A 15,637-nucleotide genomic window follows, 5' to 3' on the forward strand; every position below is an offset into this window, starting at 1 on the left:
CAAGCTGTGTTAAATGATATTGCAAAAAAATGAGCGACCACCCTCAGGCAATCGCACGTCATCTTTCACCAACATTGCGTAAGAACCACTCCTATTTTGCATTACACATGCCTTTCGTCGTCGCGTACGTCACCTCAATGTTGCGTCGTTGCTCGACCGCCTGAAATACGTCTTTCGTGAACGGCGCCGGTGGGACGGTCTTATTCCCGAGCCAGAGGATATTCTTTTCGAGCCGTGCGATTTTCGTCTCGAGGTCGTGCGGCAATTCATTCACGTACCAGTCTGACAGCGTATCCCGCATGTCCCCGAACGGCACGTCTGGAATCTGTTCCATCCATTTGAGGGTGAGGTAGAGCGCGACCGCTTCTTGTTCCCGGAGCTGGAGCGGTGGCAAGAGCCGATTCGGCAACATCTCATAACCGCCACCCGCGCCGGGGACGCTCCAAATCGGATAGCCGAGTTCTTCGAGTGTCAGCATATCGCGCTGAATCGTCCGGACCGAGGCACCCGTCTCAAGAGCGAGTTCATCCGCCGTGAAGCGTCGTCCCCGGTTCAACAATCGAATTAAGTACAGATGTCGTTTTTTCATCTTATCCATTCCCGTCATGTTTTGTCGTGTTTATCAAGTAAGCTGAATGTATCACGAATCAAGGAGGAATTCATCATGGCAAACGTCGTCTTATATATCGCGACAAGTTTGGATGGAAAGATTGCGCGCACGAACGACCAGCTCGACTGGTTGTTCGAAGTCGTTGGGGAAGGGGACAACGGCTACGCCGACTTCTTCCAAACGGTCGGGGCAGTCATCATGGGACGGAAGACGTATGAGGAAGTGCTCGTGCTTGAGCCGGACGGTTACCCGTACGACAAGATTCCGAACTATATTTTGACGCGGAGCCCGGACCGGGAAGCTGAGCACGTCACGTTCACCGATGAGCCGATCGAACAGCTCATTGAACGATTAAAGCAAGACATCGACGGGGACATTTGGATTGTCGGGGGAGGCGAAATCATCAAGGCGGCGATGGCGCACGACTTGATCGACAGTTATGAGATTGCCATCGCTCCGGTCGTATTAGGTGAGGGGATTCCGCTCTTCCCGGAAGGCACGAAAGAGACGAAGTTGAAACTGACGAGCCAACGCGCGTCCGGACAGTTCGTCATGGTGACGTACGAGAAGGCATAAAAAATAATCCATTACCGTAACGTTCGACTAACTCCACGTTATGGTGACAGACCAAAAGTTATAAAAATTCAATTGCAAAAAGAGATACAAAGTAAAGAATCGGAAGAAAGGTAATGACTAAGCCGATGACTCTAGTTGATTTTTTCAACTGCATGACGAGACCAATAAACCATACCCCGAATAACAGTAACCAATAGTAGCTAGCCGCAGGTTGAGGCCCTTCTGCCATGCCACTTATTCCAAGAGCCAAAATAGTGAGAGCGGTAACAGCCAATCCCGTTATAATGTTCATTATTATTAAAAACGTTTTATTCAATTGCTTTCCCCCTTCAATTTGATCTATGTCTTGTAAGATGCTTTGGTTGCATCCCTCAAACGATTTCCTTTTCCGTTTTGAAAATGCCGACTAACAACAACGTGAGTCCGATGAAGAAGATAAAGGGAAAGATAAGCCACATGATTAATCCGCCCCAACCATTTTCGACACTGATGGCATAGGAGAGTCCGATTGAAAATGCTAAAGCGGGTGAAATGGGAAGCATCAGAGCGCTGCCCCATATTTTAAGTTTTGTCTTTCTCGATTCTCCCGTACTAAACCAATAAGCCACAAACGCACCTATACCTGCAATGATATATCCGATTGCGATGGCCATCTGATTACGCCCTCCTCTTTAATGATAATGGAAATAAAACTTTTCTTAGGTAAGTGTCGACAATCTTAGCCCAATCAATATTTTCTATATATGTAATTAAATATCCTTTCATAATCTAATTATTCGTTCGAGTGATCGTACTTTGATGACGAATAGACTTGAGCATCTTCAACTGATTTCATCAAAAAGCCGAGCCCTTAAAGGACTCGGCTTGTCTCATACATGCTTCCGCTGAAACGCGGCAATCGCTTCATACTCTTCCGCGAGATGACGGGAGAGCCGGATATAAATCGGCAGCAACTCCCGATAAATCGTGGTCGCTTCATGATTTGGGGCATGTTCGTGCGTCACTTGCGGCACGACCGTAAAGTCGTCAATGTCCCCGAACGCATACTCCCCGAGCATGACGGCACCGAGACACGAGCTCTCATGGCTCTCCGGCACGACGACCGGTGTATCGAAGATGTCGGCCATCATCTGGCGCCACAGGCTCGACTGGGCGAACCCGCCCGTCGCGTGAATCCGGTTCGGTGCGCCCGTCAACTCGTCGAGCGCCAGCATGACCGTATACAAGTTGAAGATGACGCCTTCTAACACGGAGCGGATGAAGTGCTCGCGCTTGTGGTGGATACTCAAGCCGAAGAACGAACCGCGTGCGTTCGAGTCCCAGAGCGGCGCTCGTTCACCCATCAAGTAAGGGTGGAACAGGAGACCGTCCGAACCCGGTTTGACCGTCTCGGCGATACGCGTCAACACATCATAGGCGTCCATGCCGAGCCGTTTCGCTGTCTCGACCTCGCTCGCCGCGAACTCGTCGCGGAGCCAGCGCAGGATGATGCCGCCGTTATTGACCGGCCCGCCGATGACCCAATGCTTGTCGGTCAAGGCGTAACAGAAGATGCGTCCTTTCGGGTCCTCGACCGGTTCCCGGACTACCGTGCGGATGGCACCGCTCGTCCCAATCGTGACGGCGACGACACCTTGCTCGAAAGCCCCGACCCCGAGGTTCGACAACACCCCGTCGCTCGCCCCGATGACGAGCGGGAAGTCCCAGCCGAGCGTCTCAACAACATCCGATTTAAGCGTTAAAATCTCGGTCGTCGGCACGAGCTCGGACAGTTGCTCGGGTGTGACGCCGGCGACGTCGAGCGCCTCCGCATCCCAGTTGCAGTTTTTCAAATTGAACAGCCCTGTCGCCGAGGCGATGGAATGGTCAATGACGAAGCGACCGGTCAAGCGATAGAAGACGTACTCTTTAATCGAGACGAACTTGGCTGCCTGGTCGAACACGTTCGGATGCTCGGCTTTCAGCCAACGCAGTTTCGACAGCGGCGCCATCGGATGGACCGGTGTGCCGGTGCGCATATGGAGTGCGCTCGCGTCGAAGTCCCGTTTGATTTCTTGCGTATACGGGTTGGCCCGGCTATCGGCCCAGGTGATGCTGTGGGTGAGCGGGCGGCCCGACGCATCGAGCGCGATCAAGCTATGCATCGCCGAACTGAACGAAGCGAAGCGGATCGGCCCGTCGGCTCTGGCACGGACGGCCGAGATTGCCTCGAGCACGGCCCCGTAGATGACGACCGGGTCTTGCTCGGCCGTCTCCGTGTCCGGGGTGAGGAGCGGGTACAGCACGTTATGTACCGCGAGTTGTTGCTGGTTATGGAACAGGACGGCTTTCGTGCTCGTCGTCCCGATATCGACGCCAATCGTGTACACACACATCACTTCCTAACTTAAATAATGAACAAGCTGATCAAGAAGACGACCGCGAAGCCGGTCAATCCAATAATCGTTTCCATGACGGTCCACGACTTGAGCGTGTCTTTCACGTCAAGCCCGAAGTAGCGGTTGACGAGCCAGAAGCCTGAGTCGTTGACGTGAGACAACACCGTCGCCCCTGAAGCGATCGCGATGACGATGAGGCCGAGCGCGGCACCGGTGATATTCTGGATTTCGAGAAGTGGCGTGATGAGTCCTGCCGCCGTGACCATCGAGACGGTCGCCGAACCTTGGGCGACACGGACGACGGTCGCAATCAAGAAGGCGAGCACGATCGCCGGCAGCGGTGACCCGGCCATCATTTCCCCGAGCACGTCACCGACACCTGAGTCAATCAATACTTGTTTGAACACACCACCGGCACCGGTGACGAGGATGATAATCCCGGCCGGTTCGAGCGCTTTCGTCGCAATCTCTTGCACTTCGTCACGCGAGTAGCCGCGGCGTGTGCCGAGGAAGATGAACGTGAGCAACGTCGCGAGCGTCAAGGCGACGAACGGGTGACCCATGAACGTGAAGAACGTGCGGACGCTGTTACCTTCTTCTAATAAGACGGCAGACAACGTGTTCGCGAGGATCAAGACGAGCGGGATCGAGATGAGCGAGACGATCATCTTGAAGCTCGGCAACTCTTTCGACGTGTCGATCTCTTCAAATTCCATATAGTCTGGAATGTTGACGTGAATCTTGTTCGCGATATATTTTCCGAAAACCGGACCGGCTAAAATCGCGGCCGGAATCCCGGCGATGACCCCAAACAAGATGACCCAGCCGAGCTCGGCCCCAATCAAGTTGGCGACGGCAATCGGACCTGGTGTCGGCGGGATGAAGCTGTGCGTGACAGCGAGACCTGCAAGCAACGGGATCCCGTAGTAGAGGAGCGAGCGGCCCGTCTTTTTGGCGAGACCGTAGACAATCGGCACGAGAATGATGAAACCGACGTCGAAGAAGACCGGCACGGCGACGATGAATCCGGTGATGGCGAGCGCCCATTGCGCCTTGTCTTCGCCAAACTTATTGACGAGCGTCTGGGCGAGGCGTTCCGCGCCACCCGATACTTCTAACATCTTCCCGAACATGGCTCCGAGACCGACGACGACGGCGACAAAACCGAGCGTGCCGCCCATCCCGTTCTGAATCGAGGCGATGACGTCCCCGAGCGGCATGCCGGCCGCGATCCCGACGAGTAGACTGACGAGAAGAAGTGAGACGAACGCGTGAAGCTTCGTCCGCATGACCAAGAATAAGAGCAAGAAAATCCCTGCGACTGCGATAAGTATAAGCGTAGAGCCAGACATTATGTAGTTCCCCCTTTATTTTACGTGTAACCGTTTACAAATATTACCAAAGGAAAAGGCCACCCCTGACCTTTTCCTTGCGGTTATTTCTTGACGACCGCGTGGCCCCCGAACTCGTTACGGAGCGCCGCGACGACTTTGCCGGAGAACGTGTCGTCCTCGAGTGAGCGATAGCGCATCATGAGCGACATGGCGATGACCGGAGCCGCCGCCTGTAACTCGAGCGCCGTCTCGACCGTCCATTTTCCTTCCCCTGAGGAATGCATGACGCCGCGGATGTCGTCGAGCTTCGCGTCTTTCGAGAACGCATTCTCCGTCAACTCCATCAACCATGAGCGGACGACCGAGCCGTGGTTCCAGACGCGGGCGACTTGCTCATAATCGTAATCGAACGGGCTCTTCTCCAAGATGTCGAACCCTTCGGCGATCGCCTGCATCATGCCGTACTCGATGCCGTTGTGGATCATCTTCAAGAAGTGGCCGCTGCCAGCCGGTCCCGTGTACAAGTAGCCGTTCTCGACCGAGAGGTCTTTGAAAATCGGCTCAATCGTCGGCCAGGCGTCGGCGTCTCCGCCGACCATCGTGCAGGCGCCGTTACGGGCACCTTCCGTGCCACCGCTCGTGCCGCAGTCGAAGAAGGCGATGCCTTTGGCGCTGAACTGTTCGGCGCGTGCGACCGACAGCTTGTAGTTCGAGTTCCCCCCGTCGATGACGATGTCACCCGGCTCGAGCTTCTCAAGGAGTTCTGCTAGCACGGTCTCGGTGATGTCACCGGCCGGCACCATCGCCCAGACGACGCGTGGCGTCTCGAGCGAGTTGATGACGTCTTCGAGCGTTGGTACGATCTCAAACTTCGATGTCGTCTCGACGTTCCCGGCGTCCGTCCCGACGACCGTGTGGCCATGGTCGCTCAAGTTGAGCGCCAAGTTGTATCCCATCTTGCCTAATCCAATCAAACCGATGTGCATATCGTCACCTCTAAATCGAATTTTTTTCCATCTCTCCACTATAATATCAAATTAAATTCGATTTTCAATAGAGATTGCGGAATTTTATTCTTTTTTCACACGAAAACGTCCCACCTATAAACAAGGCGGGACGATTGGTTATGTATAAGTGGGATGGGTTAGAGTGAATCAAACGTAGCAAATATCTTTTCAACGACGTTGTCGGCAGTCACATCCATCAGAGGAATTTGTTTGCTGACTATTTTTTCTACACCCCAATAGTTCCGGACACTGTAGTCTTGATTAATCGGGGTAAGGATAGAGCAATTATTTTCGATTGTGATTCGCATAGTTTGTTTGTTATGGAGAGGGTCGAAGAATACCCAGTGATTTGTTGGAGAACACCCTTTATCCCAATCTTGGATATCCCCGTTTTTATAGATAAATTTAGAAAGATGGATACACGGTAAATGAGTGCTATCCATCTCCGTTTCCCTGTCATACAGTTCGATTTCCATGACATATAACGGTCCATCCCGCCATTCGTTCTCTAGTTGTTGATGTTTTTGTTTCTGAAAGATCAGAATAAAGTCCCGAATAAGCCATCCAGAAAACTCATTGTCTGACTTATAGCGTAGAAACTTGTCGACCACATTGATGTAGTTGCTTTCTGCCGATGCAATGGTTTTTGTATAGTCCATTAGTTTATGTATATTCTCATATGTTTTATAAACGACATGAAAAGCGCTTCTAACGTTATCTGTTGAATTCATAATATAGCTCCTCATTGATTAATGGGTTCGTCGTAAAACTGATTTCAACTTGATTGGATATAACAAAATTGAAATACTCATCGGAGTTGACGAAAGATGCGTTGCTTACTTTCATATCAATAAAATTCTCAAACCCTTTTCTCGTCAACAACTCGATTAAATCTTGGATGAGAATCTGTTGGAACTGATCTAATCCATTTAATTGTTTCAATTCATGTAAGAAGTCTTGCCACGATACGAAGCCGAGTGTCACGCCCGCCGCTATAGACGATTTCTCTATACGTTTCATCACATCGTTACACATTTGTCTGTCCGCGATAAAAAGTAGAATTTTATTTTTCTGAGTGCCCTTTCGTGAAATAATGCGAGATTCTCGCACTAATTGATGCTTACTCAGTTCTGTTGGAATGGAGCCTGTTTCATCTACTGAGGAGAGTCCGCTCAAGTATTTCACTTCGATTCCAATCATTGTATCTTCGAAGGTCAGTAGGGCGTCTAGTTCACCTTCTTTATCGTACGGCCAGAATTCAATCACGTCTGCCCAATACTGAGCTTTGATGTGGTCGATACATGAATTAATATCTGGTAAATTAACCGTATCTGGCAGTTCTTGAACTGTGTTTGCTAATACCTTTCCGAGGCCGTCTATAAAAGGGATGTAACGCAAAGTTCCGAATACGTTACCGGTTAGATTGTCCTCCAACCGTTCTGATAAGTTTGAACCAGTACGGCTAACTTTGCCTTTAATTTCTGCTAACACGAATTCACCCCTAAGAATAATAAATGAGAATACACTTTCATAATTCGTTGAAAGTAAGTATTTTCCTTTTTAGGGTTCTCATTTATACGAATTATGCTGGTCATCGATTGCGGAATTTTTTTCGAAAAGGTATCGTTAAAAGAAAAAAGGGTGAGACACATGGAATCGATGAACGGCCTGGCCCGCATCCGTGGCGCCTATACGACACTGAGCAAGAAAGAGCAACGCATCGCCGACTATATCTTGAAACAGCCTGAACGCATCATCCACCATACGATCAACCAAGTCGCCGACGACCTCGACGTCGCCGAGTCGACCGTGTTCCGTTTCTGTCAGCGCGTCGGCTTCAAAGGCTATCAGGCGCTGAAGATCGCGCTCGCTACCGACGTCGTCGCGCCGCTCCAAGACATCCATGAAGACATCTCGAACGAAGACACGCCACATGAAATCGCCGAGAAGATTTTCACCTCGAACGTGAAGACGCTCGAGGCGACACGGCAAATCTTGGACGCGGTTTCGCTCGACAAGTCGGTCGCCCTGTTGTTGTCGGCGAAGCGCATCGAGTTCTTCGGGAGCGGGGGCTCGGCCGTCATCGCGCTCGACGCCTATCATAAATTCGTCCGGAGCGGGTTGTTCGTCACGGCGAACCTCGAGTCGCACATGCAGCTCATGTCGGCGTCCCAGCTGACGAAAGATGACGTCGCCGTCCTCATCTCACACTCGGGTGCCTCGAAAGATACGCTCGACGTGGCGAAAGTATTGAACGAGCGCGGCGTGCCAACGATTGCCATCACGAACTATGCGAAGTCACCGCTCTCGAAGCTGTGTGACGTCGCCCTCTATACCGTGTCGCAAGAGACGGAGTTCCGCTCCGAGGCGCTCGCCTCGCGAATCGCCGAGCTCAGTCTGATCGACGCCTTGTTCACCGTCGTCATGATGCGACGCGGGGAAGAGGGGAGAGAATCGCTCCAGAAGATGCGCGAAGCCATCTCGCTTCGACGCATGTGAAAAGACTGACCTTCGGGCCAGTCTTTTTCTTATTTGCGTGTCGTTTGATGAACGAGTTTCTCGACACGGCTCGGAGCATCTAAATTATGACGGAGCCTGTTGTCTTGTATATGCACAATCAATATGTATAAAAACCTGATTTTTGAAAAAGATTTACAGATACAAGTAGGGGTATGGGTATCACCTGAGGATTACAATTTGTAAAAGGGTGGAATTAGTATAAACAGATTGATTTTCGCTTACACAGAGAGGAACGACCGCTATGAATAACCTTAACTTCTTGACGACCGAGCACTACGACGTGTTCAAACAGTTGGCCCAGCGCCTCAAGAGTCCCGGAGACGTCAAGAAAGAGTATTTCTCCGCCCTTTATGTCATCGCCGGGAACGAACGGGTGCGAAACCTTCTCTTGCCGTACATGGACCTTGAGCAAGGCAAAATCAGCACGGCCACCATCATCGACGACAACACGTTCGAGAAACAAGACTTCATCCTCGTGAAACTCGTCATTCACTTGTACAACAATAAAGAATGGGTGCTCCCGACCGAGTTGATCAGTCTGCCGCAAGACGACTATCAACTCGCGATGCAGGCGATCACACTTTGTCGCGACGAGCAATTTGACGACGTCACCATACCAAAATAAGTTGGCCTGTCCCGAATCGGTCGGGACGGGTTATTTGTCTAGTTGAAGGAGGCCACGCCATGTCCGTGAATACGATGATGCTCGCCATCGTGCTCGTCTTGATGGTGTCGACGATTGCCGCCCCGTTCCTGTTCATCTTGTACCTTTGGCGGAAGGACCGCCACCAGCGCGAGCATTCCGTCCTCCGGAACTTCCCGATTCTCGGCAAGGTGCGCTACATCTTGGAGAAGGTCGGACCTGAGATGCGCCAATACTTGTTCTTGAACGACAACGAGTCAAAACCGTTCTCGCGGAACGACTATGAGGCGGCCGTGATTTCGGGAAAATATAAGTCGCGCATCATCGGATTCGGCTCGGAACGGGACTTCGAAGGCGGCGGCTTCTATCTCCAGAACGTGCTCTACCCGACGAACCGGGAGGAACTCCGCATCGACAATCGGGACACCGTCTCGACGCGGCTGTACCAAGTCGAGGAGGACAACCTGTTCACGCGGAAAGAACGGATCGTCGAACGCGACGTCGGTCCGTCCTTGTTGATGGAAGAAGACAGTATCGTCATCGGAAAACAGACGTGCCGGGAACCGTTCCGTGTCCGCGGCCTCGTCGGGCAATCCGCGATGAGTTTCGGTTCGCTCGGTGAGAACGCCATCACGGCGCTGTCGATCGGGCTCAGCCGGGCCAAAGGGACATGGATGAACACCGGCGAGGGCGGCCTATCGGACCATCACTTGAAAGGCGAGGTCGACCTCATCTGTCAAATCGGGCCGGCGCTGTTCGGCGTCCGAACCGAGGACGGGGCGTTCTCGGAAGTAGCGTTCAAGGTGAAGAGCGACATCCCGCAAGTTCGCGCCTTCGAGTTGAAGCTCGCCCAAGGTGCGAAGACGAGGGGTGGCCATATCGAGGGCTCGAAAGTGACGGAAGAGATTGCCCGCATCCGGAGCGTCAAAGTCGGCGTGACAATCGATAGCCCGAACCGCTTCTCCGAGTTCAAGACGGACCGGGAACTGCTCGGCTTTATCGAGCGTCTGCGCGATATCGGTGGCAAGCCCGTCGGCATCAAGCTCGTTGTCGGCCGCCTCGCGGACCTCGAGGCGCTCATTCAAGAGATGGCGTCGTCCGGGAAACATCCTGACTTCATCACGGTCGATGGTGGGGAAGGAGGGACCGGGGCGACGTACCAGGAACTCGCCGATACGGTCGGGTTGCCGTTGAAGGCCGCGCTCCCGTACGTGCATCGCTTACTAGTCGAACATGGGCTCCGTGACCGCGTCACCTTGTTCGCCTCCGGCAAGCTCGTCACGGCCGATAAGATTGCCGTCGCCCTCGCGCTCGGGGCCGACTGCGTCAATATCGCCCGCGGACTTATGTTCAACGTCGGTTGCATCCAGGCGCAAGTGTGCCACACGAACCGATGCCCGGTCGGCGTCGCGACGACCGACCCGAAACTGCAGCACGCCCTCGTCGTCGACGAGAAGAGTTTCCGCGTGACGAACTACATCATCTCGCTCCGAGAAGGGCTCTACAACATGGCGGCCGCGGTCGGGCTCGACACGCCGACGAAACTGTCGCTCGAACATGTCGCCTACAAGTACCCGGACGGCCGGGTGAAGCGGGGCGAAGAATTATTCGATGGACAAGCGAAAGACGGATGACCGCGGTCATCCGTCTTGTTGTGTGAGCTGGTGGAACAGTTTAGCATACAGCGCCATCCCGACGAGCGCCGACAGCAAGATGAGCGTGAACACGGCGAGCGGGGAGACGAAACCTGAGATGAGTACTGTGACTGGTGCGAGGAATTTGCCGATCGTGTTTTGGAGCGTATCGGCTGCGAGGTATTGTCCGCGTGACTCGGCCGGGGCGTAGCGGCTGACGAAGCTCTGGCTGACCGGAGAGCGAATCAACTCGCCGAATGTGAACACGGTCGTGACGACGAGCAAATACCAGACGTTCGACGAGAAAGCGATGAGGAACGTCCCGAAGCCGGCGAGAAACGTCGACAACAGGAAGACGCGTCGTTCGTCCCATGCCCGGAACACGCGTGTGACGGGAATGATGAAGACGACGAACAAGAGGCCGTTATAGGCGACGAGCCAGCCGAACAGGATCGTGTTCGAGACATCGAACGTGGCCGGGGCCTGTTCGATCAAATAGACCGGTAAATACACGTCGAGCTGCATGATTGGAATCAAGGCGAATACGCCGGCAATCAAATAGAGGCGGAACAACGGGTCCCGCAAGATGATCCCGTACGACCGCAACTGCGTACCGAACGTCATCGATACCGTCTTCCCGGTCGAGCCCGGCCGTGTTTCACGGGTGAGCGCCGCGAGCAGCACCCCGTATCCGAATAGGACGAGCGCACAGCCGAGGAGCAGCGCTTGACGATGCTCGAAAAAAAGGACCGCCCCGAGGATGGGACCGAGCACGGCGCCGATATTGTTCGACGCCATGAACGTCGCGAACACGTCACGTAGGTGCTCAGGCGGTACGAGATCGGCGACCATGGCCGAACTGGCAGGCTTGTAGACGGCGCCCATGAAGCCGATACCGATATACGTGACATAGTCGACGATCGCGTTCGTCGAGAAGGCGAAACCGAGAAACAGGATACTTTGCGCGAACGTCCCGACGAGCATGACGGGACGGCGCCCGACCTGGTCGGCAAGCAATCCGCCTAATAAACTCCCGGCGAGGAGGAACAGCGGCGGCACGGCCATGAGCAGACCGGCCAGCTCGACGCCGAGCGTCTGGGCGAAATAGACGGTGATGAACGGGAAGTACATCCAAAACAACAGATTGAACAGCCCTTCGCCGAACAGGCGGACCTTCAAGTTGAGGTCCCAGCGGTATGTTTCCATGAATGTCCTCCTTCAGTGGGTCTGTCTTCACTGTACGGATTCCAGACGAGAAAGAATAGACTTATGTTGCGGGATTTGCTACGCTAATAATAGAAGAAACGAATAAGAAGGCGCCTGTTTGCGCTGTCCCATGAAACGAACATACGTTTGTGAAATGACCCCCGATGTAACCATCGGGGGTCATTTTTATTGCGTCGTCTTCGTCGCCTTGAAACTACGGGCGAAAAATTCCTCGAATCGTTCATCGTCTTTCAGCAATGTTCGCCCGGTCATCGACAGCCGGCGTGTCGGAAAACCTGTCGATTGGCTCGGTGTGACGAAATAATCATTAGGATAGGCGGTCAACGTGGAGCGGACGAGCTCGCGTAATACCGTTTCGTCCTCTTCAATCCATTGTTCCGACGAGCCCTCGAGATTGTCGCGCGTGAGCAAGATGCATGACCCGTCCCGGATGAACGGATTGAAACTGAGCCGTCGCGTCTCTGGACCTGTGAATGGTCGAAACTCGTGTGTGATCCCTGAAGGAGTGACCTCACCGATGACATAGCCGGTCGGCCACGCCTTGCCGCATCCGTCCCACACCGAGAAGACATGACCAGGATAGACGAGGTCGGCATCGCCACGTCGAGTGACCTCATAGCGATGATGATGACCGAGGGCGTAATAGCTGAACCCGAGCCGGGCGACGACGGATGTGGGGAACCGTTGTCGGTCCCCGTGACCGAGGAAGATGTTCGGATACGGGTCGTCTCGCATCGGCGTCCTTGCGACATCCTTTTTCAACCCGGTCTGGTTCGTCTCACAGCTGAGCCCATAAATCGCGGCGCCGAGCGCTTCATCGAAGACATACCCGGGTCGAAGGAAACTATGCACGTGCTCAATCTGACGCCAACAGTCGTCGTAAGCGAGCCGATGGATATCATGGTCCCCGTATACCAAATAGACGGATGCACCGAGGGCGGTCCACGTCTTCAAATACGGGACGAAATCTTCCGGGTCGCTCACTTCGATGTCTCCAGCGATGAGCACTGCCTTGATGTTTTCATGTCGAATGACTTCCGCGAGCTGGGCGAGCTTCTCGGCTTGGATGGCAAAACTGGTCCGTTCAGCCGTGATGGCATTCCCGGTATGTCTCGCATGGTGTAAATCAGCAATATGAATGAAACATGTCATTGGCAAGTCCTCCCGAATCTGGTCTATCCTAATTTTCCCATGTGAAGGCAAGCGTGTCGACGAGATTAATCTTTCTACGGGCGGGGAACACCTAACTGTCTACTATAAGGAGGGATTCGATGAAAGCCTTATTCTTGAACTGTTCCTTGAAGGGCGGGGACACGACCTCGCATACGGAAGGATTGATGAAGGATATCATCCCGCACTTCGATAAGCTCGGGGTCGACTCGGAGATCGTCCGCGTCGTCGACTACAACGTCGCGTTCGGCGTGACCGAGGATGAAGGGGACGGGGATGCATGGCCCCAGATTTTTGAGAAAGTCAAAGCCGCCGACATCCTTATCATCGGGACACCGCTTTGGCTCGGCGAGAAGAGCAGCGTCGCGACGCAAGTCATCGAGCGGTTGTATGGGGGCAGCGCCTTGACGAACGACAAAGGCCAGGCCATCTACTACAACAAGGTCGGCGGTGTCGTCGTGACGGGGAATGAGGACGGGGCGAAACATGCCTGTGCTTCGATCCTGTATGGCCTGTCACATATCGGCTTCACCGTCCCACCGAACGTCGACGCGTACTGGGTCGGCGAGGCCGGACCGGGTGACTCGTACATCGATGCCGGGCGCGACAACGCCTTCACGAAAAAGAATGGACGCGTCATGGCGTACAACTTGTACCATTTCGCGAACATGTTGAAGCAGACGCCAATCCCGGCCGAAGGCAATACAATGGAATGAGAAAGGCGGCCGAGGCCGCCTTTTTGATGCTTATTCACCGAAGAATGGACGAGTGTCGCTTGGATGCACAGGTTTTCCGTAGCGTTTGATGCGTTTCTCGATCAACGTTTTCTGCTTCATCATATAATCGATGATGTGTTCAATGAAATGCTCGTCGACTAAGCAAGGCTCGAACTGGAGGACGTGTTGATAAGTATGCGGTCCGGCGCACAAAAAGCCAGGCGGCAACCAGGCTGTTTTCAAACGACTTATGTAATCCAATACGCGAATGACGAAATAAGCCTCGTCTACTTCCTGTTGATACATCATTTGGAACGATATCTCCCCACCATCGGGGAACGTGCGTGTTAATTTGAGTATGGTCATCGGTCCATACAGCATCGTCTCTCCTTCGAATTGGAAACGATGATTTTGTTCACTGATGCGAAGCGCTTGGTCGGCGATTCGATTGAAGGTGTAATCGACATCTCGCCAATCGTTCGTCTGTTGGCGAAAAAGGATTTCCCTTGTGGCTTTGTGTAGATTTTTCGAGACGTTTAACGGATATTCATGAAGTTTCAACATGTTTTTCCACTCCTTGTTCAACACAAGATATAGTGCTCCTTTCATCATAAGCTAATTTTAAAGGTTAGAATTTTACAGATTATAGTATATTTAAGAGGTTAATCGCTGTACTTTCCATTCGTAGTAACATTTTCCTTGAAAATTATAAAAGAGACATTTGTCACAGTAGAAAATATTGCACAAAAAACAAAAAGATTTCAGTCGAATCGTTGACTGAGATCTTTTTTTACAATCAACAATTCAAACATAAAAAAGACGCTCGAAGGCGCCTTTAAAAGATTTGCTCACGATCAGAGCGAGTACTAGTTTGATCTCACTATTTTTTCTCCACCGCATGCCCGCCAAATTCATTCCGCAGGGCAGCGACGACTTTCCCGGAGAACGTGTCTTCTTCGAGCGAACGTTGCCGCATCATGAGCGACATGGCGATGACCGGAGCCGGCACGCCGTACTCGAGCGCCGTCTCGACCGTCCACTTGCCTTCTCCTGATGCATGCATGACCCCTTTGATCTCGTCGAGCTTCGCGTCCTTATGGAACGCGCTCTCGGTCAGCTCCATCAGCCACGAGCGGACGACCGAACCGTGGTTCCAGACGCGGGCGACTTGTTCGTGGTCATACTCGAACGGGCTCTTCTCAAGAATTTCGAACCCTTCGGCAATCGCCTGCATCATCCCATACTCGATCCCGTTATGGATCATCTTCAAGAAGTGACCACTGCCACTCGGTCCAGCGTACAAGTAACCGTTGTCCGTCGACACGTCGTGGAACAACTCCTCGATTTTGCCGAACGCCTCCAAATCTCCACCGATCATCGTACAGGCGCCGTGCCGAGCCCCTTCCATGCCGCCACTCGTCCCGACGTCAAAGAAGTAGATGAGCTTGTCCTTGAACTGCTCGGCCCGTCGCATCGACTCTTTATAGTTCGAGTTCCCGCCGTCGATGACGATATCGCCCGGAGACAAGAGCGCATGCAGGTCGTTCAAGACGTGCTCGGTCACGTCGCCGGCCGGCACCATCACCCAGATGACGCGCGGTGCCTTCAGCCCTTCGACGACTTCTTCGAGCGAACTTTTAGTTTCGAATTGGCTCGTCGACACGTTGCCCGGGTCGTAGCCGATCACATGGTGTCCACTGTCCGTCAAGTTGAGCGCCAAGTTCAACCCCATCTTCCCAAGTCCGATCATCCCTAATTCCATATCGGTTCACCCCGTTCGTTGTATTGGTTTCCTTATGAGGATTACCCGAAATGGAGGGAC

Annotated in this window: 17 protein-coding genes; 5 read left to right on the forward strand and 12 right to left on the reverse strand. The window is 53.1% G+C overall.

Features of this window, described 5'->3' with window-relative positions; all coding sequences use genetic code 11:
• Nucleotides 1-91: 91 nt before the first annotated feature.
• Nucleotides 92-589 carry a helix-turn-helix transcriptional regulator gene (locus tag KNP86_RS12675; protein WP_251130519.1) on the reverse strand — a complete coding sequence of 166 codons (498 nt, stop codon included), beginning with the start codon at nt 587-589 and terminating at the stop codon, nt 92-94.
• Between the two features lie 75 nt (nt 590-664).
• Between KNP86_RS12675 and KNP86_RS12680 the strand changes: the two genes are divergently transcribed.
• On the forward strand, nt 665-1,186 hold the full coding sequence (locus KNP86_RS12680; RefSeq protein ID WP_214754696.1) for a dihydrofolate reductase family protein: 522 nt from the start codon (nt 665-667) through the stop codon (nt 1,184-1,186).
• Between the two features lie 58 nt (nt 1,187-1,244).
• On the opposite strand, the gene KNP86_RS12685 is transcribed toward KNP86_RS12680, so the two are convergent.
• The 7 genes from KNP86_RS12685 to KNP86_RS12715 form a co-directional block, all read right to left on the reverse strand.
• On the reverse strand, nt 1,245-1,502 hold the full coding sequence (locus tag KNP86_RS12685) for a hypothetical protein (protein WP_214754698.1): 258 nt from the start codon (nt 1,500-1,502) through the stop codon (nt 1,245-1,247).
• Between the two features lie 55 nt (nt 1,503-1,557).
• Complete coding sequence (locus KNP86_RS12690; RefSeq protein ID WP_214754700.1) at nt 1,558-1,839, reverse strand: hypothetical protein; 282 nt, start codon at nt 1,837-1,839, stop codon at nt 1,558-1,560.
• 216 nt (nt 1,840-2,055) lie between these two features.
• Complete coding sequence (gene gntK, locus KNP86_RS12695) at nt 2,056-3,555, reverse strand: gluconokinase (protein WP_353048180.1); 1,500 nt, start codon at nt 3,553-3,555, stop codon at nt 2,056-2,058.
• Nucleotides 3,556-3,572: 17 nt separating this feature from the next.
• On the reverse strand, nt 3,573-4,916 hold the full coding sequence (locus tag KNP86_RS12700; protein ID WP_214754704.1) for a GntT/GntP/DsdX family permease: 1,344 nt from the start codon (nt 4,914-4,916) through the stop codon (nt 3,573-3,575).
• A gap of 83 nt (nt 4,917-4,999) precedes the next feature.
• On the reverse strand, nt 5,000-5,884 hold the full coding sequence (gene gnd / locus KNP86_RS12705; protein ID WP_214754706.1) for a phosphogluconate dehydrogenase (NAD(+)-dependent, decarboxylating): 885 nt from the start codon (nt 5,882-5,884) through the stop codon (nt 5,000-5,002).
• 158 nt (nt 5,885-6,042) lie between these two features.
• Nucleotides 6,043-6,636, reverse strand: coding sequence for a hypothetical protein (locus KNP86_RS12710; protein WP_214754708.1), 594 nt, complete (start codon nt 6,634-6,636; stop codon nt 6,043-6,045).
• A complete protein-coding gene (locus tag KNP86_RS12715; protein WP_214754710.1) occupies nt 6,620-7,396 on the reverse strand; it encodes a hypothetical protein in 777 nt (258 codons plus the stop codon). The genes KNP86_RS12710 and KNP86_RS12715 overlap by 17 nt, the downstream gene beginning before the upstream one ends.
• Before the next feature lie 159 nt (nt 7,397-7,555).
• On the opposite strand from KNP86_RS12715, the gene KNP86_RS12720 reads away from it, so the two are divergent.
• From KNP86_RS12720 to KNP86_RS12730, 3 genes are all read left to right on the forward strand, one after another.
• Nucleotides 7,556-8,404, forward strand: a complete 849-nt coding sequence (locus KNP86_RS12720; RefSeq protein WP_214754712.1) for a MurR/RpiR family transcriptional regulator — start codon at nt 7,556-7,558, stop codon at nt 8,402-8,404.
• A 262-nt stretch (nt 8,405-8,666) separates the two neighbouring features.
• Nucleotides 8,667-9,050: a hypothetical protein gene (locus KNP86_RS12725; protein ID WP_034779079.1), complete on the forward strand. Its 384-nt coding sequence runs from the start codon at nt 8,667-8,669 to the stop codon at nt 9,048-9,050.
• Nucleotides 9,051-9,109: 59 nt separating this feature from the next.
• Nucleotides 9,110-10,702 (forward strand): FMN-binding glutamate synthase family protein, encoded by a 1,593-nt coding sequence (locus tag KNP86_RS12730; RefSeq protein WP_214754714.1) that lies wholly within the window; start codon nt 9,110-9,112, stop codon nt 10,700-10,702.
• A 6-nt stretch (nt 10,703-10,708) separates the two neighbouring features.
• Here the strand turns inward: KNP86_RS12730 and KNP86_RS12735 are convergent, their stop codons facing one another.
• Nucleotides 10,709-11,908: an MFS transporter gene (locus tag KNP86_RS12735; protein ID WP_214754716.1), complete on the reverse strand. Its 1,200-nt coding sequence runs from the start codon at nt 11,906-11,908 to the stop codon at nt 10,709-10,711.
• Nucleotides 11,909-12,094: 186 nt separating this feature from the next.
• Nucleotides 12,095-13,081, reverse strand: a complete 987-nt coding sequence (locus KNP86_RS12740; RefSeq protein ID WP_214754718.1) for a metallophosphoesterase family protein — start codon at nt 13,079-13,081, stop codon at nt 12,095-12,097.
• 119 nt (nt 13,082-13,200) lie between these two features.
• Here KNP86_RS12740 and KNP86_RS12745 point away from each other — a divergent pair, with 119 nt between their 5' ends.
• Complete coding sequence (locus KNP86_RS12745; protein WP_214754720.1) at nt 13,201-13,815, forward strand: flavodoxin family protein; 615 nt, start codon at nt 13,201-13,203, stop codon at nt 13,813-13,815.
• 30 nt (nt 13,816-13,845) lie between these two features.
• On the opposite strand, the gene KNP86_RS12750 is transcribed toward KNP86_RS12745, so the two are convergent.
• A complete protein-coding gene (locus KNP86_RS12750; RefSeq protein WP_214754723.1) occupies nt 13,846-14,379 on the reverse strand; it encodes a hypothetical protein in 534 nt (177 codons plus the stop codon).
• 316 nt (nt 14,380-14,695) lie between these two features.
• Nucleotides 14,696-15,577, reverse strand: a complete 882-nt coding sequence (gnd, locus tag KNP86_RS12755; protein WP_214754724.1) for a phosphogluconate dehydrogenase (NAD(+)-dependent, decarboxylating) — start codon at nt 15,575-15,577, stop codon at nt 14,696-14,698.
• Nucleotides 15,578-15,637 lie beyond the last annotated feature (60 nt).

It is taken from the genome of Exiguobacterium sp. s16 (assembly GCF_018618115.1).
Classification (GTDB): domain Bacteria; phylum Bacillota; class Bacilli; order Exiguobacteriales; family Exiguobacteriaceae; genus Exiguobacterium; species Exiguobacterium mexicanum_A.